The sequence below is a fragment of the Rhodococcus sp. ARC_M6 genome, assembly GCF_022810305.1.
Taxonomy (GTDB): domain Bacteria; phylum Actinomycetota; class Actinomycetes; order Mycobacteriales; family Mycobacteriaceae; genus Rhodococcus_F.
In genome coordinates this window covers 41,888-66,249 of record NZ_JALGQH010000024.1, presented here as the reverse complement: position 1 = coordinate 66,249, position 24,362 = coordinate 41,888, and the positions used below count along the sequence as shown (strand labels likewise).

Genomic DNA, 24,362 nt, shown 5'->3' with positions numbered 1-24,362 from the left:
TCACCCCTGCGGCGGGCTCGTACCACGACATCTCACCACGCCAGAAGGTGCACCGCCCGGCGCTGCCTCTCTTCCAGAAGGCGTCGCATGCGCCGGGAAAACCCTGGAGTCCGCCGGGCAGTGCACCCGCAGAAACACCAGAGCAGCGTGAGCGTTACCGCTCCGTCGGTCCGTGCTTCTACACACCAATTAGGAAAAACCCGATCATGAACGACTTTAGCCTCAGAGCTGCCCGTGTTCAGCTAGGCGCATTGCTTGCTGCACTCGCACTCGCGATCGTCATTGCGCTCGGTATCACCACCGGCGCATTCGTACTTTCCTTCGCCGTGCAACGAGACCTTGCACGGCAAGCGCTGATCCCCGAACACCTGACCTGGATTTTCCCGGCGATCGTCGACAGTGCAATCCTCGGCGCCACCATCGCCATCGTCATCATCAGCAAGCTCAACATGAACAAGCGCGACCGAGGCTTCTACATAGCGCTTGCAGTCAGCGTCGTCGTGATCAGCATTCTCGGAAACGCTTACCACGCCTATCACGCAGCAATCGCCGCACAGGAGTCGATCGACGGTGGGGGAGACCTCGGGTTCATTCCACTGGCGCCGGCCATTGCAGCGGCCATAGCGATCATTCCGCCGGCCCTGGTCTTGGCGTTCACACACGGAATCACGATCTTGGTGAAGGCAGTCGGAATGGCCTACGCCGCCTACCGTGCGATCGTCGAAAGTGCCACCGACAGTGAGGATGCAAAGACTGCTGCATCTGATCTGACCGCAGCCTGGGGGCCGATCCGAAACCCTCGCCTCCGCGATCGGGTTGCCCGAAATATCGCGGAACAACTAGAAGCGGAACGCAACGAGGCCACCGCAACAGCGGAGGCGCAGACCGACCCGCACGACGTTATTGCGGACTTTGCGGAGCCGTTTTCCGTGGACGAAACGATGAACGACCTCGACGAGATCCTCGACCCCCAAGACTCCGCTACGGAGTTCCCAGACCGCCGCAACGCCGAAGAAGCGCAGGGCGACACGGATGCCGACATAGACGACCTCATGGCCTTCATCGCCCGGTCGAATCTCGCGAAGAACGTCAAAGACACAGCGGTCCGCAAGCTGACAAACCCGAACCTCACGTGGGAGACCATCGCTCTGGAATCGAAGCCGCCTGTCGCGACATCGACCGCATGGCGACGGTACGAGAAATTCGATACCGCAGCCCGAGGAGCAGGCTTCGACAGTCCACCATTGCCCGACCTGCGAGCCGCCGAGAACCCGATGCGCAGCGAACTCACCACCGTTTGACCCACACACACCAATAAAAGGGGTGGCCCCGACAGTGCTACGAACACCGTCAGGGCCGATGACCACAGAAAGCACCTGTGACCATGAACAATCATACCGACCGATCCGAAGGCATCGACCACGGTAAAACCGGCCGAGCACCTATGCAGCCACGAGCGAAAATCACCCGAGAAGCGATCCTCGAGGTGTCCGCCACCCTGTTCGGCCAAACCGGGTACGCGGGCACCAGCATCAACGACATCCTGGCGATCTCCGAGACCACCAAAGGCGCGATGTATTTCCACTTCTCGAAGAAAGAATCCATCGCCCAAGAAATGCTGCATCGCTGGGAGAACGTCGTCTCGGAGACAGTGGGGAAGGCCGCAGCGACAGGTCAACCCGCCGATCGGCAAGTGATCATGATCTACCGCGAACTCGCCCGCCGTACCCAAACCGAAGCGATCACCCGAGCTGGACTCATCCTGTCCGTCGACAAATCGCTCAGTGATGCGTGCGCCACCTACGAAGCGTGGACCGACGCGATTACCCCGATCGTCGTCGACGCAATACGTTCCGGAACCCTCGACTGCGCCGAAAGCATGTCCAGGCTCACAGACACTCTCTGCGCCGGATTCGTCGGCGCTGTACAGGTTGCCGCTAGCCTCGACGAAAACGACACCATCACCAAACGAGTCGACGATCTGCTGCTGATGTGGCGCGGAACCGCCCCGGCCGCCGTACGCATGGTCGAAGGAGCATCCCTGTGAACAGCCCCAACGAACCGGCAGCCACTCCGGAAAGCACTGCCGCCACGCCAACCCGACCTCGGATCGGGCGCATCCCCGGCAGCAAGAACTCGGCAATGCAGGACCGCGCAGTGCGAACACGCGAAGCGATCATCACCGTCGCCGCCCGTCATTTCGACACCGACGGATACGGCCACACCAGCATGAACACCATCACCCACACCGGAAAATTCGCCAAAGGCGCGATGTACTACCACTTCCCATCCAAAGAAGCGATCGCCGAACACCTCATCTCGGACTGGAACCACACCCTCGCCGAAACCATCAGCGAAGCATCGTTGCCCGGTTCGAGCAGCACGGCAGGGGAGAAGCTCGCAGCGATCTTCATCTCCCTCGCACGTCAGGTCACCGAGAACACCAACCTGCGAGCCGGCATGAAACTCACCTGCGAACCCACCATCAACAACGGCGCAGCATTCGCACACTGGGTCGACGCCATCAGCGACATCATCGAAACAGCCATCACCGACGGCGAATTTAACGACACCCCCACCACGCACCGCCTCGCATGGACCCTGTGCGCTGGCACCCTCGGAGCTGCCCACGCATCCGCCTCCCTACGCGAAGATATCGACCTCGCAACCCGCATCGAAGACACCGCCACAGCCCATATAAGGGCTGCAACCCATCTTGATTGCGATCTATAGCTCGGAGACAACGCGAAGGGCGCCATCCTGAATGGGACCGCCCTTAAGGAGTTCCGTGTGACAGGAGAGCCGTCTGGTTGAGTTCTTCAATACGGCTCGTGCCGACGCAGGCGACACGGCACCTGATCAGGTCAAAGAGCTCTCGAGTGTCGAATCATTAATAGACTGAATTGCACCCAGTTTCTTACGTAGTCCAGCGCTCTCGGTAATGGAAGCGACCCTGTCAACGATAGTTCTTACATCGAGACCGGCAGCACCTGCACCAGACAAGGGGTCGAGCTATCGGAACACCCAGAGCTTCAGGAGAAGACAATGGGACTACGTCGTAAAGCATTGAGTCTCAGCTCATTCGGAATCTTCCCGTACCGGTGTCAATGGCCACGAAGTTCTCCCCGTTGACGGCCAGTAGTTCTCCCCGCTGGTGGCCACGGGTTCTCCCCGGTGGCGGCCAGTTGTTTTTCCCCACCCGCTTTCTGATTTGGGTTAGCTGAAGGGCTTCACCCCCTTGCCGGTGGTGGCTTCGGTGAGGCGGAAGGAGTCGCCGTCGGTGACGACGACGTGCGCATGGTGCAGGAGCCGGTCAACGGTGGCGGTGGCCAATGTTTTGGGCATGATCTCGTCGAAGCCGGAGGGGTGCAGGTTGCTCGAGACGGCAATCGCTCGGCGTTCGTAGGCAGCGTCGACGAGGCGATAGAATCCTTCGGCGGCGTCTTCAGAGACCGGGAGCAGACCGATGTCGTCGACGATGATCAGGTCGGAGCGGATGATCCTCGTCAGGGCTCGGGCGATGGAGTCGTCGGCACGGTGCCGGCGGACCAGGGCACCGAGGTCTTCGATGGTGAACCAAGACACCGCCAGCCCAGCTTCGACTGCGGCCTGCCCGAGTGCCTCGGTGAAGTGAGACTTGCCAGTTCCCGAAGGCCCGCAGACGCAGAAACATTCACGCCGCCCGACCCACTCCAGGGTGCGGAGCGCGTCCTGGGTGGCGCGGGGAATCGACGATTTCGTTTCGTCCCAGTCGCCGAAGGTCTTGCCGGTAGGGAAACCCGCGCGTTTGCGGCGAGTGTGCAGGTTCGCCCGGTCCCGGCCGGCGGCTTCCTCAGCGAGGAGAACCCGCACGACTTCGGCGGGGTCCCAGCGTTGGGCTTTCGCGGTCGGGATGATATCGCTCAAGGACCTGCGGATATGGGGCAGTTTCAGGCGTTTAGTCAGGTCGATCGCCTCGGCCAACGGGTCGCCGTTAGCGCTGGTAACAGTGCGCAAAGGGGTGCTCATCAGGCGTCATCGCTTTCATCGTCAGTAGTGGCTGGGCTGGCCGGCGCTGGTGTCTGGCCGAAGGTGGACCAGGCGGCGGTGCCCGGTTGCAGAGTGTGGTTCTCGCTGCGACGGACCGGATCAGCGTGTTCGTGGGTGACTTGGTAGTCGAGGATCGAGATCAGGTCCCGATCGGCGAACCGGCCGGTCATCGCTGCCGTCCCCAACGCTCTGTCGACTGCGTCCGGGGAGTGCAGCTTCGAAAGGTCCACGGCCTCGGCCATCTTCGCCCTGATGCGGCGCGCTCCCGCGGCGGCAGCCTCGACCAGCCAGCTGTTGGCACCCTGGCCCAACTGTAGGAAGGCGAGCTCGGCGGCGGTACGAGGCTTGGGCACCCGGTCGGCGGCGTCGCGGTCTGGGCGGGGTGGGTAGTGGTCGTTGTCGAGGACCGGTGAACCGGGTTGGCCGCGGCGGTGCCGCGCGACTTCGACTGCACCGCCATCATTGTCGACGGCGGTCACGATCAGCTCCTCACCATGGAAGCGGGCCCAGACCCGAGTGTCGATCAACGTGTGCGGCACCGAATACCGCACCCCTTCCACCGAGATCGTCGACTCCCAGTTCACCCGCCGGGTGGTGCCGAACACCGCGGTGAACGGAGATTTCGGCAGCGGATGCAGCCGCTGCAACTCTTCGGCCAGCCGCTCGACCGGCCGCCGCCGAGTAGAGCTGTGGACGCGGGTGTTGACGTCGGTGCAGAACTGCCGGCAAGCCGACTCGAGCTCACCGAAAGAGTGATACTGCTCGCGCAGGTTCACCTCCTTCGGCAACAGGTCGGCTTTGGCGATCCGCACCGTCGCCTCACTTCCTCCCTTCGACTCCGGATCAGCAGGTAAACACGTCCGCAGCGTCGTGCCGTAATGCTGTGCCACCTCCACGATCTCCGGATTGCGGACCGCGATCCCGGCCACGTGATCGATCGTCGCGGTCTTCTCGTTGTCGGTGAGGACATAGACCGGAACCCCGCCCAAGCGGCGGAATGTCGCATCCAAACACGCCGCCACCGTCGGCAATGTCTTGTCCCAGATCGGGATCACCACCCGAAATCGCGACCACGCCAACCATGCGCAGAACAACGTCGTCTTCCGGCCGGAAATCGTTGGCCCGTCACCGAAGTCGTACTGTAACCACAGCCCAGGTTCGGTTACCCACGGCCGATACACTCGCCGCCGACCAGCCCGAAACTGGGCCTTCGCCTCCGCGACCGTCCGGCGCGTGGTCCGCTCACCGCCGGTGAACCCCAGCGCGACGATCCGTTCGTGGATGACATCCGCGCGGACCTTGCCCTGCGAGCGGACCACCAACTCCTCGATCTTCGGCAGAAAGTCGTCGATCGCCCGCGCTCGATGCCGCCGGCGGTCCGGCGGCTGCCCCGCAGCGCGCATCTGCACATACCGGGCCACCGTGTGGTGATCACACCCAGCCAGCTCCGCCGCCGCCCGATAACTACCCGTGAGGTCGTACGCCTCCAAAATTTCCATGATCTCCCTGCTCGATTTCATCCACCCAGCGTTGCCGGGACCGAATCTGACTCACAGCAGGTGGGGAACTATCTGGCCGTACGCGGGGAGAAACCATGGCCACAAAATGCGCCATAAATGGCCGCCAGTGGGGAGCTTACGATGGCCGTCGACAACAACGGCTGGCCCAACCGTAATGATGGCCTGGGACGAGCCAATCGTGGTGGCTGGTGGGACTACAGTAACCCGGCCAACAAGGATCGCCGCGGATAAGCGACCAGTGTCTGGCACGCAGAACACGACGAGATGTCGAGCGTTGACCTCTCGTTCCAGTGGCACGTTGAAATCTCGCGCGGCGAGGGCGCACGCTCGACCCCGACTAGATACTCTATTGCCCGCACCCGATCCGGCCGGTCAGACATGTTCCGGCTACGCGTAACCGATTCGCCTTACGGACACTCAAGTGTTCGAGGGCTGGATCGACAAGGTCGCCCAGTCTCCGCTGCCCGTTCTCTTCCAGGACTGTTCGTGCTTCGGCGGTTCCATCAGGGCAGTGGTTCTGTACAGGTCGTACTTCACAACCTCAGGAAATGCGGCGGCAAGCTGATGCGCGTTCGTCTCGCTCGTCGAGCAGCCGGCTACGAGCGGCGTACCTGCCACCTCGGGAGCCGCGGTGAAGAGCCGGGTTACTGCCGAGGCAGGCAACCACCGGCCGCCCATCGCGGCAACCGGATCAGATGGGAAGGCCGTAGCCCTCGCGTAGCCTGCTCGCCAGCGATCGATGACGCGCGCGAGTGCTATCTCTTGCGTTGCCTCGACGTCGATCACGTGGATCTCGTAGCCGAAGTCACCCAGCTGGCCGACTAATTCCGTCGCCCATGGCATGTACCCCAACGTTCCGTCGATGGCTACATTCTCACCAGCCCGCATCGCGGCGATCAACGCACGTGCTTGCAGAATCGTCGACTCGTGATGCACCAAGGCGGAGAGTTCGAGGGGATGAAACTGTTCTTTCTGGTTGCCCCGCAGGGCCTCTGGGAGCAGGGTTGAGATCGAGCCATCGAGTACTGCGGACCGAAGCAGCAGCGTCTTGAAGTCGTCTGCGTCGATCTGGCGGTACTCTGCAAGATCGGTAGCCGGTGCGCCCATCAGAGTGCTTTTACCTGCTGCGGGCGGGCCGGCGAAGAGCGTTGCTTTGCGCTTCCGCCGCGGGGTACGAGCGGTAGATCGCCACTGGTCGAGTAGCAAAGTGTGCATCCTCCGGCGAGATGCAGTAGGCACCCATTCGCGATCCACTTTGCGAAAGTGAGCTTTGACCATGACGGTCGCGTTCGGGGCATCTATGTTGAGCGGACCACCCGGCGTCGACAAGCTCTCCAGCCGCGCCCGGCGGTCCTCTGCTTCTTCGTGTCTCAAGTCAGTCTGCTACTGCCTCAAGGATGCGGTCGTAATCGGTCTCATTGATGAATCGATCGTCCAATGCCCGACCGACCTGCAGATTGAATCCCGCCAAGCTCAGCGGCGGTACGTCGCCCTGGCTGGGCGATGCGCCCTCGGCCGTCTCGTAGATCCACGCTGACAGCTGCCTGAGCATCGTCTCTCGATCGAGCAACTTAGCGGCATAGCGAGCCGCGATCTCGTACGGAGTTCCGCCAGCCATGTCTGGGCGTACGTCTGGCGCATCAATGCGCGACATCTTCAACCACTGCGAAATCGCTGGCTGGCTGACCCCGTTGGCCTCCGCCAATCGTGTTTGAGTCCACTTTTTCTGTTCGTGGAGCTGGCGCACGCTGCGTAAGAACACGATGCGATCGACAACGCCACGTGCCTTAGATGTTGTCATGGTCGTCTCTAGCTGGTGTTCTAAGACATCGGACATGACTACCTCCTCATATATAAGTAACCTTATACCTGCAGCTCAAAGGCGGCAAATCGGCGGTGATGAGAAACATAAGTAGAGTGCGTTGACCTGTTGAGGCCAAGGTCGTTCTTGGCCACGAAAACCGCCGACCGCCCCGACTAGCTCTCCGTGAGCGTAGTTGAGCGGCAGTGCTCGTCGGTAGCATGAGCTACCCGGGAACCTCTGCTGTGAGTAAGCGTGGGGAGGACGTCAAGTGGAAGTGGGAGCGGCGACGATGCAACGGCTATGGCTTGACGTTCCCTACCGGGAGAAGGATTCGGCCAAGGCTTTCGGTGCCCGGTGGGACCCGCAGGCGCGCCGTTGGTATGCGCCACGTTCGGGAATGCGCACGCTCGACCAGTGGATGCCGTCACCCGCACCTACCGCAGCGGCGGTGCCCGTACCGTCATGGTCGAATGACCTGTCGGTCTTGCTCCGAGACGCAACCAGGGGTGAACTCCTGCCGTGGGCGATCCGTGCACCGCATGGTTGGTTCTGCCACATGTGCGACTCGACGTGCCGTGCCGGCGAGATCCAGAGCGCGAGGATCCAGACCCGCTGGCTGCGCAAACCGATGATCGTCACCCACCCGGTCGAGTGGTGGCATAGTCTCCAAAGACGTGAATACATCGATTGGCGGCTTCAGTCCCACATCACTCGAATCCTCGAACAGACCCTCGCGCCGGAAACTGCGATCCGCTGGAACCCTGATACCCAGCGTCTCGACATGATCACCGGTCCCATCATCGATTGGCGCGACGTCCGTGACCGCCGCGCGTGACGCCGCCAATGCCCTTGTGAGTGTCTTTTTGGCCTTGCGACAGGCGAGTTCAGAGTGCCGAAAGCATTCCAGCTTCCCGCTCGGTGCGCGCCAACTCGATATTCGCGTACAACGCTGAGCGCTTCAAACCTGTATTCCTGCACAGTGTTTCGATCTTGAACTGCCCCGTCTCATACGTTTGCAACAGGTATGCCCGCTCTTCCGGTGTGAGCTTGTGTTGACGGCCTTTCATCTTGCCAGCCGCTGCGGCTGCCGCCACGGCGTCCCTGGTCCGACTCCGGATCAGGTCGGACTCGAATTCGGCCATCAACCCGAGGACACCGATGAACATCTTGCCCATCGGATCCGATGGGTCGTAGATCTTCCCGTCGATCGACAACGCAACACCCTTGTCTGCCAGTCGCCCCACTGTCTCGTGAAGATCCTTCGCGGACCGAGAGAGCCGGTCGAGTTTGGTCACACAGAAGACGTCACCTTCCCGGGCAGCGTTGATCGCATTGTCGAGTCCGGGGCGCCGGGTCTGCCGGCTGTCAGTTTCAGAAGACGACTGCATTTTTCAGAAGACGACTGCGCGTTCGGCGGAAGCATCATCACTGAGTCATTCCCTGACTGCTGAACCTCGAGTCGGGGAATTGATCGGGTGTTCCTATCGAAGCCACCGGGTCCATCAATCGTTCGTTGTCGAGACAGTGTCAGGTGAGACATCGTGGAGTCCTAAGGGAATTCCCAGTGCAGCCAGCCCTCGTCGATGCTCGGAACCCAACCGCGACACGGGCGTCCATCCTCGAGTGAAGCAACAACCTCCTCCAGAAGCGAGTCGATGGATGCCCAACTTTCGCCCTGATCGTTGTCTTCTCCCATAAATCCGCGTACGCATCCACTGGAGTGGCCAGCTCGGGTGTCGACGAACAAAAGATCGCCTCGAATGTTGAAGGCGATCGGGATATACGCGGACAAGTAAGTTCCAGAGACCTCCCCCGCAGGCTCGTCGAGCAAACTGAGGCCGCCGACTGCTGCCGTCGTATCTGCCCACATTTCCGTCATCGATGCCCATCGAGATGCGACGAGATCCAACGGTAGCGGTTGGTATTCCGGAAATATCAGGGCGGAGTGCCTTCCGTCCGGGTTCCCGTTCTGGAGACCGAACCATGTCCGTAGTTCGGTCGGCCACTTTCTGCCAGTCAATGCTTCGACCTCGTCCACGAAACTTTGGCCCGCTGGTGGGTCGATCGCCGCGGCCGTTATCGGGGCTTCCCGCAAGCACCAATCGTGAAGCCTCAGCCAGTTCTCTTCCACGCTCATGAACGCACGCTACCCAACGAGCCTTTTCGAGGGTGTCAGTTTCAGAAGACGACTGCACTCTCGGCGAGAGCATCACTACCGCTCATGGATGTCTCTTCACAAGGGACCTTCGATGAGTTCGAGCAGCTCCGCGAGGAGTCGGTCGGCTCGGTCCTCGATTTCGTCGAGGGCCGATGTGACACTGCCGAGGGTGTGGTGTGCGTGTTTGCGGGCAGCGATTCCGTGTTCGTAGTAGTCGTCGCCGAGCGGCTCTATAGCATCCGATTGCGTTGTTGAGCTGTTGTTTTCGGGGCTCTTTCGTTGGGGTGGGTGGATGTGTCGCGGTGCCTGACCGGATAGGTGCGCGGCGGTGATGTCGGCTACTGCGCGAGCGGTGAGCGGCGTGGCGGTCAGTGGGGTGTGGCCCCATCGGTCGATCGGGGTCAGTAGCGGCCGCTGATCGGCCGGGTCGATGCGTCCGTCGTGTCCGGTGAGTTCGTTGCCGTCGCCGGTGTCCATGAGGCCCGCGAGCATGTGGGTGCTGAAATACCGGTCCGAGAATCCGAGAACTTCCATCCACCGCCGATACACCCGCGCCGGGGAGGCCCCGGCTGCTACGAGCCCCGGCGGGATCACCGCTACACGGTCGACCGCGTCGACGTGTAGGGCATCGGTGACAGGATCGGCGGTGACGTCGCAGATACGCAGCGCCGCGATCTGCGTGTACGTCAGTCCGGTAGGAGCGAGGGTGAGGATCATGGCGTCGCGGCGGGCAAACAACGCTGCCGGCCAACCCGTTTCGGGAAGCCGTGAGATCACCTCACCGGTACGGGCGGCGAGATTGTCGAGGCGTGCCCTGCGCGTCGCGTCAAGGGCGGCGCGGATATTGTCGCTGCGCCCCGGCGCCGGGAAGCCATAGCGGTGATGGGCTGTGTCGATGACGGAGATACGCCGGCGCTGCGTGACCGTACCTGCGGGGTGGGCGGAGAGGAACTGGGCCAAAAGTTCCGGCGTTGTCGGCAACGACGGTTGGTCGTGGGCGGCGCACCAGTCCGTGAACAACATCCAGGTGTGCCGATCCCGTGCCGGGAGTTGCGAATCCGGAGGTTGGGGTGCGAGATGGGTAGCACTGGTGGTGTTATCGATGGTGCTCGACTCGGTGGTCATGTCCTCACCTGCATCGACGTGGGTGGTCATAGGCCGAGATCGTTGACGGCATTGCCTATCAAGGGCGCATTTTCTCTCGCGTACACCTCGACCATGGCGGGGGTGGTGTGCCCGGTCTGGCGCATGATGGCGTGGGCGTCGGCGCCGTTGCGGAAGGCTTGGGTGACGAAACCGGCCCGCAAGGAATGCCCACCCAACTGTATGACCACGGCAGGGTCGTAGCCGGCTGCGGTGGCGCGGCGGCGGATCGCGGCATGGACCGCTGCCCCGGACAACGGGGTGTCGGAGAGGTTCCCGTTTTTGCGGATCGACCGGAATAACGGTGCCTGCGCGCTCATCTTGGGGATGGCGCCGCGGCAGACGTGCGCATCGAATGGGCCGGATGTCGTGAGTATTCGGATGACCCCGACACGTCCACCTGTATCGAACGCTGCCACGACCTGCGCCCACCGTGCCCATGCACAGGGCGGGCAGTGCTCGTGGCGGGCGGTGAACGGCAGAGCCCGGACCGCTCCGGTGCCGTCCTGATCGGTTTTCGAGCGCCGCAGCCGAACATGAACACCGTCGAGGCGGTCGAGTTTGACGTCCCCACACTGTAATTCGACGAGTTCACTGCGTCTGAACGCCCCGGCGAAGCCGATCAGGATCAGGGCACTGTCGCGGCGTTCGAGAACCTCGTCCGCCCAACCGGCGACAGAATCTCGGGCGGCGGCGGTGATGGCGGTGATGTCGGCGGTCAACAACGGGGCCCGCGGATTGCGGAGCCGATCACCGGCGGCGGCGTAGTCGCGGCGGATCCCGGCGAGGGTGCCGCGCACGATCTCGTGCGAGGTCGGGGACTCGTGCCCGGTACGTCGGTGGCGGTCGGCGATCGCGGCGACCCACTTGGCGAATGTGGGCGGGGCGTAAGCGCGGGTCCCGGAGGTAGTGAGGGTGTCGGCGGCCGCGACGAGATACGCAGCGACGGTCACCGGATGCGCAGGCAATGAACTGTGACTGTGGGCGGTGCACCAGTGCTCGAAGCGTCGCCACGCCGATTCGTACGCCCGCCGGGTGCCGTCGGAGCGAGCGGATTCCATCGATCGCCCGATCCGGGCGGCGACATCGTCGGGCAGATCCGGGAACACCGCCTCAGTGCCCACCGCAGCAGGGACGGATACGCGGTGGGAGCCGGTGAACTGCTCATTCCTCATAGCCGGAACAGTAGCCACGCCCTCCGACACATCCGTTTAAACGAAAAACTTGCTGAACTGCGCTTTCAATAGAGACGGTGCGGGAACGATATTTCTCGTCGGTCACCGCACACCGACCGTGGGTGACGCGCAGCGATGCCTGCAGACCCCTGTTTCGACGCGGCGATCGTGTCACCGATCTCGGTTGCCGATGTCGATGCCCAGCTCGTTGAACGTGTCGTCGATCTTGCGAATCTGCTGGTCGGTGCGGGCTCCGAGCAGGATGAATGCGTGTAGGGATCGGGCGGTGTCGGCGTTTTCTCGGGCTGCGGCAACAACGGCGTCGATCAGCGCGGGCAACTTTTCCCACGCACTGGATGCGGTGTCCGTGTGCGCCGGCGGCGCTGGTACCGAAGGTGGGAAGGGTATTCCGGCGAAGACTGCATCAGCCGGGTAGGGGCTGAGTAGATCGCCGTGTGTTCCAGCCGCGGTGATCGTGCCGTCCTCTATGAGGGTGATCGCGGCAGCGGCTCCGGCGAGGATCCGACTCTGATCGGCCCGATTCAGATATTCGAACGGGCGAGTGAGTGCACGTGGTGGCCGGTCATCGGCGCATTCCCAGATCAGCCGAAGATCGCGGGCATATGTGCCGGCTTTGCTGAGCGGGATGCAGATCTCGTCGATCAGTGTGCGCAGCATCCGGAACCACAGACCCGCGTGCACACGAGCTCGGGGCAACAGCACGCTGCCTTCTGCCAGGGCAGCGGTGGTGCGGTGATCGAGGGCGGTGACCGTACTGTGCACCGGGGTGGGGCGCAGGTCCTTACCGAGGGCACAGACACTCCTGTCCCAGAATACGATCTGACCAGGTACGACATGACAGGGTTCGAGGCGGCAGCGATGCTCGGGGCAGCTCGCCACTAGCGACAGCTGCCATATCAACTTCACACCGATGACAGTGTCCGCGTCGCCGGCACCGATGCAGACCGGGCATACGCGGTCGTTGGGGGTGTCGGTGACCCACGGCAGCCATCCCGGTTCTGTTGGAGCGCGGCGGGGGCGATCACCCTTCGAAAGTTGCGGTGGGATCAGGACCGAGAGTTGGTGGACGTAAGTGTCGAAGTCGCATTCCTCTGGGTCGGTGCTGTCGAGCAGCCACGGAACCCAGCCCGACAGGCTCATCTGTTGTAGCTGATCGAGCGCAACGGTGCTGCGGGCAGCGAGCATTCGGGCCGCGGCATCGGGGATGTCTCGATCGAGATCCGACCCCGCGCCATCGGGGTGGAGTTCGCTCACGAGCTGGACGATGTTGCTGATCCCGTAGAGGTTTCCGATTCGGCGAAGCCAGGAGGTCAGTGCTTCACCGGTTTGAGGCTGCGGGTGCAGGGGCCATCGCTGCACCTCCTCGACCCCCTTGCTCATGCCAGGTCGCGTTCGAACTGTCGGCGCCGCCCACTGGGGCCGGTGTAGTCGGTGATCGTCAAAACGTGGTGGGTGATCGCTTCTTCGCCGGTCTCGATCGCGGCGACCGCGGCAGCGGTGAGGAGCATCGACAGCTCCCCGATGGTGCCTTCGCTGCGGGCAAGCAGATATCCGGTCATCTCCTCCGACGTCAGGTGTGAGGGCTTGCGCAACGGAAAGCTGGCCGTGAAGCTCGCGAGCAGCGAACGGGTATCGGAATCGTTGCCCCACACCGGAAGAATCGTCGGATGGAATCTGTTCTCGAGTTGCGCGTCGGCCCTGATCGCCAGATAGGCCTCGCGGGTCCCGACACCCACTAGCGGCATTCGTAGTTCGTTGCCGAGGTAGCGCAGCAGGTTCAAGAATTCGCGGCGAACACCGTCGCGGCCGGCCAGGAGGTTGTGCAGTTCGTCGATCACCAGCATCTGCACACCGGTGGCGCGCAGCAACGTCAGTGCCAGTTGCTCAAGCTCGTGGACTCTTCGGTGCGGACGGAGCGGAGCCCCCAACGCCGCCAACAATGCCACGTAGAAGCGGCTGACCGACGGCTCCGAAGGCATCTGCACACACAACACCGGGATCTGCTCGCGGTCGGGGACGCTGACCGGCGGGTGAGCGCGGCGAAACTTCTCGATGATCATCGACTTGCCGTTGTTCGTCGGACCGACGAGCAGCACGTTCGGCATTCGCCCTCGATCGGGCCACGCGAGCAGCACCTCAAGCTGTTCGATCACCGCCAGGGCATGGGGATAGCCGATCCAGCGGTCGGCCCGAACATGCCGAATACGCTGCGCCGCAGGGAGCATCGCCAGCGGTTGTGCCGCGTGATGCAGATGTGTCAGATCATCGTCTGCAGGCTCGGTCATGAAGTCACCACTGTTCGATGTCGTCGAACGCCGCGACGACATCACTGGGAGCGGTGGGATCGTCCGGCGGCGGAGTGCTCATCGCCCCGGATGATGTGGTTGCCGGGACGGGTAGGTGTTGGCGGCGGGCGCGGTTACGCCGCGCGGTGCGGGTCGCCTTCTTCGCCCCGGTCGTGATCTCACGCATCTGCTCGATCATCGAGAACAACGCACTCTCGTCGATCTGTGTGCGGCCCCGCTCACGCAACCGGGCGGCTGCAGCGCGGTGCTCCCACAACGTGACCGCCGGATGCGAGAGCGTCCGGTACGGCACTTCGACATACCCTGCACCATTGTCGGGTTCGAGGACCCAGATTCGGCTTATGTCGCGGGGATCACGCCGAATGACGAATGTACCCAACTGCTCCCGGCGACTGATCCACGGTTTGAGCGTGTTCGAGAAGTACTGGACATGATCGATGGTGAATCCCGTGCGGGTCAATCTCCGGCGAATTACCGGAAGGAAATCGACGACGAACGCAGTCTCGTCCACCACCACAGGCGGAGGGTTCCGCAGTGTGGTGATGCTGTCGGACCACTTCGCTGCCGGGCTCTGACCGAGGCTCGAATGCAGGCTCCCGTGGTACGAGGATGTCGAAATAACCAGCCATCGTTCTAGCTCGGTCAGGGTCAGCACCGCTGCTGCCTGCGAATCGTAGCTGCCCCGAGCAGCGGGATCGGAGAACGTGGTGCCGGGTAGTTCATGCACCCTGAGCATGGCGGTTCCGATGATGCGTTCGACGATGCCGCCGTAATGCGGGCGACCCGGTGGTCGGTATCCGAGATCGATGCCATGCTGCTCGCAGCCCCGACGCAACGCTTCACCTTTGAACTCCGCTGCGTTGTCGAGATAGAGCCGCCGCGGCTTTCCTGCCATCGGCCACTGCACCTGCCCGGCCAACCCCATCGCCTCCAGCCAGCCATTCTTGTCGCAGGCCACCCGGCCCAGACACAACCCGACCGATACCGCGGACGGCGGTTCGAGCGTCACCACGAAACCGAGGACACATCGGCTGAATACGTCGATCGCCATGGTCAGATACGGGCGGCCGATCGGTTCGCGGTCGTGCTCGTCGACGATCATCAGATCCACCACGGTGTGATCGATCTGCACCTGCTCGAGTACCGCTTCCACCGGAGGAGGGACACCGCCGGCGCTTTGGCGCGGCCGCGCAGCATCCTGGCCCCCACGCAACCTGGCTACAGTTCCGGGATGCATCGCTGCGATCCGCGTTGCCACCGTATTGCGCGCCGGCACCCGCAATCCTGATCGATGACAGGCCAACGCAATTCGGCGGTATATCGCCGCGACACTGAGTTTCTGCCGCTTCAAGAACTCCTTCGCGAGATAATCGGCGATCACCTCCTCCACCTCGGCGCTCACTCGGCCCCGGCCGCGGCCACCCGAAGGCGGTGCGATCAGCAGATCGGTGACAGTCCCTGATCCGCAGCGAATCCGATCGATCAGGCTGTATACCTGCCGGCGCGAGAGCTGCAACCGCTCGGCAGCCTCGTCGGCCGCCGCGAAACCGACTGTGTCCACCCCTGCCAACGGCGCCAAGACCGCGAACCTCGACCGGGCCAGCTCCCACTGCTCATCCGACGCTGTCAGTACGCCGCTCTCGACGATGCTGATTCTCTCCGCATCCACGACACGCCTCCGCAGCATGGCCTCGAGCGCAGCTGCCGAGTGCACTGCACTTCTGAACACAGAATGTCAGAAGACAACTGCACGCAAGGCCGAAATCGCAGGACACCGTGCAGTCGACTTCTGAAAATGACATGAATTGTCAGTTTCAGAAGACGGCTGCACGATGTCAGAAGTGCACTGCAGTGCAGCTCCGAGTTCTTGAGCACACGTCCGGCCTTATCCAGTGAGCGCTGCGATCCCTGACTGGATAGCGCATTGATAGTGAAATTTCGCATCAAGTTTTACTGGCCGTCGGTGAGCTGCGGGTCTAGCGTCGCGGCCGGCCGTGGACGGCTGTTGTCGCGCGAAGTGCTCGATCGGACACTTGCGGCATGGGCGGCGAGAAAGTTGTCGACGATTTGGATGCAGTCGTCGGCGTGGATGTGGCGCAGTCCTGTGAGGCGAGCGAACACTATCGGTCCGAGGAGCTGAATGAGGGCGAAGGTGGTGTCGATCTCGCCGAGCACAGTGCGGGCGTCAGGGGCCGTCAGGATCTGATCCAGGGACCTGCGGTATTGCTCTATGACACGGGCCCGAAGCGAGACCACCGCGCCAGGATCGAGATCGCGCCGGCTGGCGTCGCCGCTGTTGACGGGTCCCATTGCCAGCCAGGCCAGCGTGGTCATCTGCACCGGAGCTTGGTCGATGAGGTCGGCCTGGGTGGTGAGCACCGAAATCAGACGTTCGCGTAGCGGACCGGTATCGATATCGGTGTCGACTGGGGGTAGTAGTCGCTCGAAGGTTGCAGCGAGCAGGTCAGTGGTACTTCCGAAGTGTCGGTACAGAGTGGCACGCGCAACCTTCGACATGCGGGTGACCGCCTCCACGGTGACCGCCTCGACACCGCCGGTGGCTAGCAGCTGGCCCGCCGCTTCGAGTAACCGGTTACGTGAGCGCGCCAGCCGGGGGTCGGCCGGGCCCTCGGCCGCAACGAGAGGGTCGACCATGAACGGGCTCCGCTCCATTTTGACTGACAAAACATGTCCTAGCATGACCATTCTGTCACACCCGCAAAGTTATGATACTAATAGTCTCGCACCGAGACGATCAGTCTCAAACTGGGAGGCTGGCCGTTGAACGAACGTAGATCCGACTCTGCCAGCGTCGCTCGATGGAGCGGTGCCCAGTGGTGGATGTTGATTGTGTCGTGCATGGCAGTCGCGTTGGTGGTGGCCGCAATGGCGGCATTGTATTCAGCGTTGCCACAGATCGCGGTCGCGACAGGGGCGACGCAAGCTCAACTGACCTGGATAGTCGACGGTTATACGCTGGTATTGGCGTGCTTCGTTCTGCCTGCCGGTGCGATCGGTGACCGGTACGGTCGCCGGGGGGTGCTCGTGGCGGGGTTGGCGTTGTTCGCTTTCGCGTCGGCATTGCCCTTGTTTCTCGCCGACCCGGCGTGGCTGATCGCTGCTCGCGCGTTGGCTGGGGCGGGTGCGGCGCTGGTCATGCCCTCGACGCTGTCGATACTGACCGCGGGATTTCCACCGGCGCATCGCGGTCGCGCTGTAGGTGTGTGGGCCGGGGTTGCTGGATCCGGGGCGGTCCTGGGCATCCTCGGGGCTGGTGTGCTGCTCGAGCAGTGGTCGTGGACCTCGGTGTTCGTCGGGTTGACCGTCGCCGGAGCGGTTCTGGCCGGGTTGGCATGCAGTATCGCGGAGTCCCGCCAGCAGGAGCATCCACCGGTCGATTGGGTGGGCGCTGTGACCGTAGTTGTCGCGGTCGGGGCGATCGTCTTCGCTGTGATCGAGGTTCCGGCCCGTGGCTGGTCGGATTCGCTCGTCGCCATCAGCACTGCGGTGGGCTTGTTCGCAGTTGTGGTGTTCGTCGTCGTAGAACTACGTTCCTCGGCACCCCTACTCGATGTCCGGTTGTTCGCCCGCCGTGGCTTCGGTGCCGGCGCACTGTCGGTCTGTATCCAATTTTTGGTGACCTTCGGGGTGTTCTTGCTGTTGGTGCAGTATCTGCAGTTGATTCTCGGTTATGGACCGCTCACCGCCGCGTTGGCGTTGACCCCTATGGTCGTGCCGCTCATCGTGATCTCGGTGATTGCACCCTGGCTGTCGAACATTGTTGGGCTGCGGGTGATGACCACTGTAGGTCTGCTCACCATCGCGGCGGGACTGGTGATGGTGAGCAGACTGACCGTCGCGGCAACTTACCCTGACCTGCTGTGGCCCTTGCTCATCATGAGCGCGGGTTTGGGGTTGTGTACCGCCCCTGCGACTTTCGCCATCGTCTCGGACACTCCTGAGGCCAAGCACGGGGTGGCTGCCGCGGTCAACGACGCAGCTCGCGAAATCGGTGCCGCGATTGGGATTGCGGTAGCCGGTAGCGTGCTCGCGGCCGGTTACGTTCAGCACATTCAGCCGGCTCTGCCCCAGCTACCCGAGCCTGCCCGTGGTCCGGTGGCCGATTCTCTGGCCGCCGCGTTGCAGGTCGCCGACCGCGCAGGACCAGCTGGTCAGCCGCTGGCCGAGTTCGCCAGAGCCGCATTCGTACACGGAAGTGGTCAGGCGACGCTGTCGTTGGCGGCGCTGACCGCCGCTGGGGCACTCGTCCTCGCCGTCTTTGCGCCAGGTAGACGCAGCCGTACGACAGCCACCGCGGGTGATGGACGTCGGTGAAGGTCGGTCAGGGTGTCTATTCTTCGGTGTGATTCGTGTCTGTGGCCCGGAGTTGGGCTCGGGCTTGGGACTGCATGAAGTGTTCGACCTCGACTACCACGAACAGGGCAGTAGCGGTGGCTACGGAGCGGCCCTGCGCATCGTCCATCGTGGCCGTGAGATCCAGTTTGCGCCCATCACGAGACCGAACGGCAGCACGCAATACGTATGGAGTGCCGAGCAGAACCGGCGCTAGGTAGTCGAGCTCGAGACGCCGCGTCACGGCGAGCTCACCCACTGTGTAGAGCAGGAAGCCGAACAGATCGTCGAGAACGGTCGCCACCGCGCCGCCGTGTGCTATCCCGGGTGCCCCGACATGACGCTGGTCGAACACATGGTGAGCTACCACGCCGTTCTCGTCACGCTGGACCGACAGGGCGTGGCCGTGCGGGTTCTGCGGCCCACAACCAAGACAGTCGGGGTGGTGGGGCGGTAGATCAGGCGACTCGGAAGTCGTGCTCCAGAACGAGCGCGCCCAGTTCTCGATAGCGGGGCCGGCCGACCCGCTGACCTCGTCTGGAATTCTTTTCATGGTCGGACCTCTCTGTCGTGAAACCGTGCCGAGTCTGTCGCGTCTTCGCGCGCTCGGCCTGCACCGCAGCATCCGGTCGGGCGTTCGTCCGACCGGTCGGCGCGCTCGCCCCCGCCATGATTACCACGAGCGGGAGTCTTCTCACTCAACGCACCTCCCGGCCCGATAGCGCACACGACGCGGCCGTCGAGCCGAAAATGGTGACCGCGAAACATCGAGGGCTTCCGTCGGCGGGCTGAATTGTTGTCGGCGTGGGGCAGGATCAGGGTCTGTTGCCGAGTAACGACACGGCATCGATGCAGCGTCCACCGAGAGGCGTCCGACTGTTCCGTCCGGCAACTCTTCGGTCGTTCGGTGCCTCCGCACGCCTGGGGCGATCCGGCGCGGGCGGCTGCAGCACAGTGCGATGCGCCGTTTACCGCGAGGTGGTTCGGTCGGGTTCAACTCCCGAGACTTCGAGCCCTTCTGGTGGGGGGTAGGGGAGGGCTCATCTGGTTGCCACCTTTAAACTCGATAGCCCGCGGAAGGACAGCCCGGTACGCCAGCGAGGCTGTTCGACGAGCTGGAGACCGGGAAAACGAGCCACCAGGATCGGGAACAGTAGGGATCCTTCGAGCCGGGCCAGCGGCGCGCCGAGACAGAAGTGAATGCCGGCGCCGAACGACAACGGTGGGACTCCGGTTCGGGTGATGTCGAGCTTATCCGGGTCACAAAATCGGTCCGGATCTCTGTTGGCCGCCCCGAGCAAGGTCAATACGATCTGACCGGGATGTAGATCGACTCCTGCCAGCCGTGTCGGCTCGAGCACCGTGCGCCCGTTGGTCTGGACGGGGGAGTCGTAACGCAACAATTCTTCGACGGCATTGCTCGCCAAGTCGGGCCTGGCACCCAGTTCGCGCATTTGGTCGGGGTGAGCGAGCAGCGCGGCGACACCGTTGCCGATGAGGTTTGTGGTGGTTTCGAACCCTGCGGCGAACAACAGAATCGCGGTGCCGACGCATTCGTCGTCATCCAGGATGTCGTCGCCGTGCGCGACGGCGAGTCGGCTGAGTAGGTCATCGGCGGGGCGGGCGCGTTTGACCGCCAACAGGTCAGCGAAATACATGGCAAGTTGGTTCTCGGCTTCACAGGCGGCGGTCAGAGCCTCAACATTGGCTCCGGGTTCCAGTGAGGCGAGCAGGGCACGCACCAATGGCGCGGCAACTGCCCGATCGGCCGCGGGAACTCCCAGAAGTTCGCCTATCACATTCACAGGCAGCGGGAGCGCCAGATCGGTGATGATGTCGACGAAGACCTGTACCTCCATGACGTTAAGTAGGTGATGGATCTGTGTGATGATGCGGCTGCGCAACTCGTCAATGTGTCGAGGGGTGAACACGTCGGCCACCAGTCGACGCAGCCGGTGATGGTCAGGGGGGTTACGGAACAGCATGGTGCGCCGGAATCGATGCATGGCCCGACGTTGCAGCTCGTCAGGGATCTCGGACAAGCCGAAGCCCAGCGACTCGTCGGCCTTGCCGAGTCTGCGGTCGCGGAGCGCCGCCGCGCAATCGTCGTAGCGACTCAATACCAGCACCCCCGATCGCGTAACCAAGACGGGGCGCGTCTCTCGCAGCCGTCGGAACGCTTCGTAAGGTCCGGCTGCGCCGTGATCGGTGAGTAAGGCGTCCAGGAGCAGTTCCCTCTCGGTCGGTACATTCATGCTTGCCTCTTAGTATTCGCCTGTGACTGCAGGAAATGTTCGACGTCGACCAGGATGAACAGGGCGGTCGCCGTGGTGACCGATCGACCCTCTATATCCTCGATCCTGGCCGCGAGATTCAATTTCCGGCCATCGCGAGACCGTGTATCGGCGTGCAGGGTGTAAGGCGTGGCAAGCAGAACCGGCGCGAGGTAGTCGAGTTCGAGATGGCGCGTCACGCCGAGTTCTCCGACCGTGTAGAGCAGGAAACCGAAAAGATCGTCGATTACGGTCGCCACCGCGCCGCCGTGTGCTATCCTGGGCGCCCCTACGTGACGTTGGTCGAAGAGGTGGTGAGCAACGACGCCGTCTCGGCAACGCCGTACCGACAGGTAATGCCCGTGCGGGTTCGTCGGCCCGCACCCAAGACAGTTGGGGTGGTGGGGTGGCAACTCAGGCGAGCTAGATTCTTCCAGCGGCCGGAATGAGCGCACCCAGTCCTCCATGTCTGGGTCGACCGACCCCCCGACCGCATCCGAAGCTTTGCCCATGGTCCGACCTTCCTGTCGATGAAACCGCGCTTAATGCCGGTCTCGAGTGTGACCGTTATGCAAATACACCTGAGCGCACTCCGGAGAGTGCGGTGGCAGCCCTTCGCTCAACTCCACGTTGGTCAGGCGAGGTGTCCCGCCCAACGGGAGATCACGACCCCATCTCCTTCACCAGTGCCGTAGTCTGCGATGGACGCCGGTGTCGTGAAAAACTTCCCGCCCCGCGTTCCATCTGCCTCGTCCTATTCAGAACTCCGGTTGGAAAAAAATTTCCTAGATTTCGATGACAGCGAGCTCTCCTTCGGCGTGCAGGGAGCGTAGGCGCTTCTTGTCGAACTTGCCGACTGAGGTCTTGGGCACCTCGGAGATGAAGCACCAACGCTCGGGCAGCCACCACTTGGCGACCTTGCCGTCGAGGAAGTCGCGCAGATTAGCAGGTGTGGGCTCGCGGCCCTCACGTGGAACGATCACCGCGAGGGGGCGTTCTTGCCACTTCTCGTCCGGCACTCCGATCACAGATGCCTCGAGCACGTCTGGATGACCGGCAAGCAGCAGTTCGAGCTCGACCGAGGAGATCCACTCCCCGCCGGACTTGATCACGTCCTTGGCGCGGTCGGTCAGCGTCACGAAATTGCGTGCATCGATCCGCCCGACGTCGCCGGTGCGTAACCACCCTTCCTGAAACTTCTCACTGTCATGCTCCTCGCCGACGTACGAGCCGGTAATCCAGGGCCCGCGTGCTTGCAACTCACCGACCGCTTCGCCGTCGTGCGGGAGCTTATTGCCCTCGTCGTCGACAATCCTCAGCTCCACCCCTGCAACCGGGCGGCCTTGGGTGGCGCGCAGGCGCCAGCGCTCCTGCACATCGAGCGATACCGGTGGGCGTGCGATGGCGGCCAGCGGCGAGGTTTCGGTCATTCCCCATGCCTGGACGACCTGCACGCCGTACCTCTCCTCGAAGGCCTCCATCAGGTGAAGGGGTACTGCGGAACCACCGCAGGCGACCAGACCGAGAGAGGAGATGTCATAGCTGGAGTTTGCCTCCAAGAAGTTTAAGACGTCATTCCAGATCGTCGGAACTGCGCCCGCGACGGTCGGCCTCTGCGCGTCGATGAGCCGCACCAGCGGCTCAGCCTGCAGGAACCTGTCAGGCATGAGTAGGTCGGCGCCCGACATAAGGGCGGCATAGACTAGTCCCCAAGCGTTGGCGTGGAACATCGGCACGATGGCAAGGATCCGATCATCGCAGCTGACTCGCAGTCCGTCGGCGGCGCAGGCCGCCATCGAATGCAAGTACGTCGACCGGTGGCTGTAGGCGACCCCTTTGGGGTTGCCGGTGGTACCCGAGGTATAACACATAGCGGCTGCGGACTGCTCATCGAGATCAGGCCAGTCGAACGTATCGGACTGAGAGGCGAGGAACTCCTCGTACCCCACGACCCTGACCCCGTCACGGTGCAGCGGGGTAAGGTCCACTTCGCCGGTCACGACGACGGTGTGCACGCTGGTGAGCTGCAGCAGTACAGGGGCCAGCAAGGGCAGCAGGCTTCCATCGAGAATTACGACCTGATCCTCGGCGTGGTTGCCGATGTAGACAAGTTGATCAGGGGTGAGACGTAGGTTCAGGGTGTGCAGCACTGCGCCCATCGAGGGCACCGCACAGTAGGCCTCAACATGCTCCTGGTTGTTCCACATAAAGGTCGCAACACGCTCATCGCCTGTGATCCCGCAACCGCGCAATGCGTTGGCCAACTGTGCGGCTCTCCGTCCGACTTCGGCGAAAGTGCCGACCTTAACGCTCCCGTCGGACTGCAAGGTCCGTACGGTTGCCGAGCTATGCACACTCGAACCGTGGCGCAGAATCGCCGCAGTTGTCAAGGGAAAGTTCATCATCGTGCTCTGCATACCATTCCTTCATTCGATACTGCCTGCGAACGAACAGCGATCCGCAGATCAATTCACCGGGCGTCCTGGTTAACAGCGGGCTGTCAGAGACCTGCAGCCGTAAGTGAGGTTGAAGCCAATTCCAGGGACTCGACCAGGTTCGACTCGAGTTCTGGTAGTCGGCTAGCCGCCGTGACCACCGCCGCTAAGCGAGCGCGCGCATCAATGTCGCGTTGGGTCCCGGCACGTGCAGTTTCGGTCCATGCCTGCGCACAACGGCTGGCGGCGACGGCGAGGTCGGCGGTGGCTAGATCACCGGTCAGGCGTGCGACATCCGCGCAGCCATCGGCGAGCAACCGGCGGAATAGGCCGCCGCCGGTGCCCGCCTTCTCGATGAAAGCGCCCAGACTGAACAGGAAGATCTCAAGATCTCTTGTCGGAAGGTCTGCCCAGGCTCGAAGGTCGGCCGCCAACTGCTCGACTGCAGCTAGCCCCTCGGCCCCGGCCTCCATGGTCGTGAGATCAACGATCCCCGGCTGTGACGGGTGGCGCATGTTGGCCGCGGATTGGCGAAATGCCTCTGCCGCCACTGTTGCCATGTCTGGCAGCGCGCTCGGCCAGGTGATGCGGTATGTACAGTGGCGCGTCGGTTGAGGGAAGGACGTCGAGGAACGCGCCCGAGCCAGCGAATCGAGCGGGACTTCCTGCACCTCGGCGCGATCATTGTCTACGACGAAGGCAATCCCCTTAGCTTCGTCGTAACCGATCACCACGATGTCGTGGCGACTCATCTGCAACTGGACCTGCAGGTACGGTAGCTCGGCTATGTCGCCCCACACCAGGCTGGGTCTGCCTGCGTCGATCTCGTCGAGAACCCAAGACCATCCCTCACTGGGATCGTCGGTGGTGAGAACGTGGACCTGTCCGCCTAGCCGGCGGGGTAGATCGATTTCGAAGTCGGCCCCTCGTCCCACCAAATACAATGGTGGAACCAGGTCATTCGATCGGAGGTACGCTAGCCCCAGCGAGCCGCCGAGTGCGAACACCAGACCTTCATCGGGTGGCCCTTCCCACCCCAGTCCATGCCAGTGCAGAAGATCCCGCATTGCGCCAGAACCACAGTGCCCCCCGATCTGATGGGGGTAGTCCTTGATCAGGATCTTGCGGGGCATGTATCTTCCTTT

General features: G+C 62.8%; 22 protein-coding genes. 5 read left to right on the top strand and 17 right to left on the bottom strand.

The features are described 5' to 3' along the window. The first annotated feature begins 206 nt into the window (after positions 1-206). The 3 genes from MTX36_RS21710 (at position 207) to MTX36_RS21700 (ending at position 2,733) form a co-directional block, all read left to right on the top strand. Positions 207-1,301 (top strand): DUF2637 domain-containing protein, encoded by a 1,095-nt coding sequence (locus tag MTX36_RS21710; RefSeq protein ID WP_219469766.1) that lies wholly within the window; start codon positions 207-209, stop codon positions 1,299-1,301. Positions 1,302-1,384: 83 nt separating this feature from the next. Then, the gene (locus tag MTX36_RS21705) at positions 1,385-2,047 is read left to right on the top strand and encodes a TetR/AcrR family transcriptional regulator (protein WP_219469771.1); all 663 of its coding nucleotides are present in this window, start codon (positions 1,385-1,387) and stop codon (positions 2,045-2,047) included. After that, positions 2,044-2,733: a TetR/AcrR family transcriptional regulator gene (locus MTX36_RS21700; RefSeq protein WP_219469768.1), complete on the top strand. Its 690-nt coding sequence runs from the start codon at positions 2,044-2,046 to the stop codon at positions 2,731-2,733. The genes MTX36_RS21705 and MTX36_RS21700 overlap by 4 nt, the downstream gene beginning before the upstream one ends. Before the next feature lie 483 nt (positions 2,734-3,216). Here the strand turns inward: MTX36_RS21700 and istB are convergent, their stop codons facing one another. From istB to MTX36_RS21680, 4 genes are all read right to left on the bottom strand, one after another. Beyond that, the gene (istB, locus tag MTX36_RS21695) at positions 3,217-4,008 is read right to left on the bottom strand and encodes an IS21-like element IS1415 family helper ATPase IstB (RefSeq protein WP_003944771.1); all 792 of its coding nucleotides are present in this window, start codon (positions 4,006-4,008) and stop codon (positions 3,217-3,219) included. Next, on the bottom strand, positions 4,008-5,549 hold the full coding sequence (istA, locus tag MTX36_RS21690) for an IS21-like element IS1415 family transposase (protein ID WP_243621729.1): 1,542 nt from the start codon (positions 5,547-5,549) through the stop codon (positions 4,008-4,010). Before istA ends, istB begins: the two co-directional genes overlap by 1 nt. Before the next feature lie 417 nt (positions 5,550-5,966). Further along, on the bottom strand, positions 5,967-6,923 hold the full coding sequence (locus MTX36_RS21685) for a zeta toxin family protein (protein ID WP_155277952.1): 957 nt from the start codon (positions 6,921-6,923) through the stop codon (positions 5,967-5,969). A 1-nt stretch (position 6,924) separates the two neighbouring features. Then, positions 6,925-7,386, bottom strand: coding sequence for a helix-turn-helix domain-containing protein (locus MTX36_RS21680; RefSeq protein ID WP_155277951.1), 462 nt, complete (start codon positions 7,384-7,386; stop codon positions 6,925-6,927). A 235-nt stretch (positions 7,387-7,621) separates the two neighbouring features. On the opposite strand from MTX36_RS21680, the gene MTX36_RS21675 reads away from it, so the two are divergent. Continuing rightward, on the top strand, positions 7,622-8,188 hold the full coding sequence (locus MTX36_RS21675; RefSeq protein ID WP_080712812.1) for a DUF5710 domain-containing protein: 567 nt from the start codon (positions 7,622-7,624) through the stop codon (positions 8,186-8,188). 49 nt (positions 8,189-8,237) lie between these two features. Here MTX36_RS21675 and MTX36_RS21670 read toward each other — a convergent pair whose 3' ends face one another. From MTX36_RS21670 to MTX36_RS21635, 8 genes are all read right to left on the bottom strand, one after another. After that, positions 8,238-8,741, bottom strand: a complete 504-nt coding sequence (locus MTX36_RS21670; protein WP_243621728.1) for a recombinase family protein — start codon at positions 8,739-8,741, stop codon at positions 8,238-8,240. A 161-nt stretch (positions 8,742-8,902) separates the two neighbouring features. Then, the gene (locus tag MTX36_RS21665; RefSeq protein ID WP_166503098.1) at positions 8,903-9,490 is read right to left on the bottom strand and encodes an SMI1/KNR4 family protein; all 588 of its coding nucleotides are present in this window, start codon (positions 9,488-9,490) and stop codon (positions 8,903-8,905) included. Between the two features lie 96 nt (positions 9,491-9,586). Beyond that, the gene (locus tag MTX36_RS21660; protein ID WP_243621726.1) at positions 9,587-10,666 is read right to left on the bottom strand and encodes a recombinase; all 1,080 of its coding nucleotides are present in this window, start codon (positions 10,664-10,666) and stop codon (positions 9,587-9,589) included. Next, entirely contained in the window at positions 10,663-11,829 is a 1,167-nt protein-coding gene (locus MTX36_RS21655) for a site-specific integrase (RefSeq protein ID WP_219468567.1), read from the bottom strand. The genes MTX36_RS21660 and MTX36_RS21655 overlap by 4 nt, the downstream gene beginning before the upstream one ends. A 171-nt stretch (positions 11,830-12,000) precedes the next feature. Beyond that, positions 12,001-13,230, bottom strand: coding sequence for a TniQ family protein (locus tag MTX36_RS21650; RefSeq protein WP_095972675.1), 1,230 nt, complete (start codon positions 13,228-13,230; stop codon positions 12,001-12,003). Next, positions 13,227-14,135, bottom strand: coding sequence for a TniB family NTP-binding protein (locus MTX36_RS21645; RefSeq protein ID WP_095972676.1), 909 nt, complete (start codon positions 14,133-14,135; stop codon positions 13,227-13,229). Before MTX36_RS21645 ends, MTX36_RS21650 begins: the two co-directional genes overlap by 4 nt. Before the next feature lie 4 nt (positions 14,136-14,139). Then, positions 14,140-15,843, bottom strand: a complete 1,704-nt coding sequence (locus MTX36_RS21640; RefSeq protein ID WP_219468712.1) for a Mu transposase C-terminal domain-containing protein — start codon at positions 15,841-15,843, stop codon at positions 14,140-14,142. Positions 15,844-16,106: 263 nt separating this feature from the next. Further along, the gene (locus MTX36_RS21635) at positions 16,107-16,811 is read right to left on the bottom strand and encodes a TetR/AcrR family transcriptional regulator (RefSeq protein ID WP_019749804.1); all 705 of its coding nucleotides are present in this window, start codon (positions 16,809-16,811) and stop codon (positions 16,107-16,109) included. 204 nt (positions 16,812-17,015) lie between these two features. Here MTX36_RS21635 and MTX36_RS21630 point away from each other — a divergent pair, with 204 nt between their 5' ends. Beyond that, positions 17,016-18,491, top strand: coding sequence for an MFS transporter (locus tag MTX36_RS21630; RefSeq protein WP_371827903.1), 1,476 nt, complete (start codon positions 17,016-17,018; stop codon positions 18,489-18,491). A 16-nt stretch (positions 18,492-18,507) separates the two neighbouring features. Here the strand turns inward: MTX36_RS21630 and MTX36_RS21625 are convergent, their stop codons facing one another. The 5 genes from MTX36_RS21625 to MTX36_RS21605 all read right to left on the bottom strand — a co-directional run bounded on the left by MTX36_RS21625 (position 18,508) and on the right by MTX36_RS21605 (position 24,350). Beyond that, entirely contained in the window at positions 18,508-19,062 is a 555-nt protein-coding gene (locus tag MTX36_RS21625; RefSeq protein WP_219468569.1) for a PaaI family thioesterase, read from the bottom strand. A 487-nt stretch (positions 19,063-19,549) separates the two neighbouring features. Continuing rightward, entirely contained in the window at positions 19,550-20,764 is a 1,215-nt protein-coding gene (locus MTX36_RS21620) for a cytochrome P450 (protein WP_003942419.1), read from the bottom strand. Further along, positions 20,761-21,294 carry a PaaI family thioesterase gene (locus tag MTX36_RS21615; protein ID WP_219468572.1) on the bottom strand — a complete coding sequence of 178 codons (534 nt, stop codon included), beginning with the start codon at positions 21,292-21,294 and terminating at the stop codon, positions 20,761-20,763. Before MTX36_RS21615 ends, MTX36_RS21620 begins: the two co-directional genes overlap by 4 nt. A gap of 273 nt (positions 21,295-21,567) precedes the next feature. Further along, positions 21,568-23,199 carry a fatty acid--CoA ligase gene (locus MTX36_RS21610; protein ID WP_219468575.1) on the bottom strand — a complete coding sequence of 544 codons (1,632 nt, stop codon included), beginning with the start codon at positions 23,197-23,199 and terminating at the stop codon, positions 21,568-21,570. A gap of 83 nt (positions 23,200-23,282) precedes the next feature. After that, positions 23,283-24,350 carry a BtrH N-terminal domain-containing protein gene (locus MTX36_RS21605; RefSeq protein WP_003942427.1) on the bottom strand — a complete coding sequence of 356 codons (1,068 nt, stop codon included), beginning with the start codon at positions 24,348-24,350 and terminating at the stop codon, positions 23,283-23,285. Between the last annotated feature and the right edge of the window lie 12 nt (positions 24,351-24,362).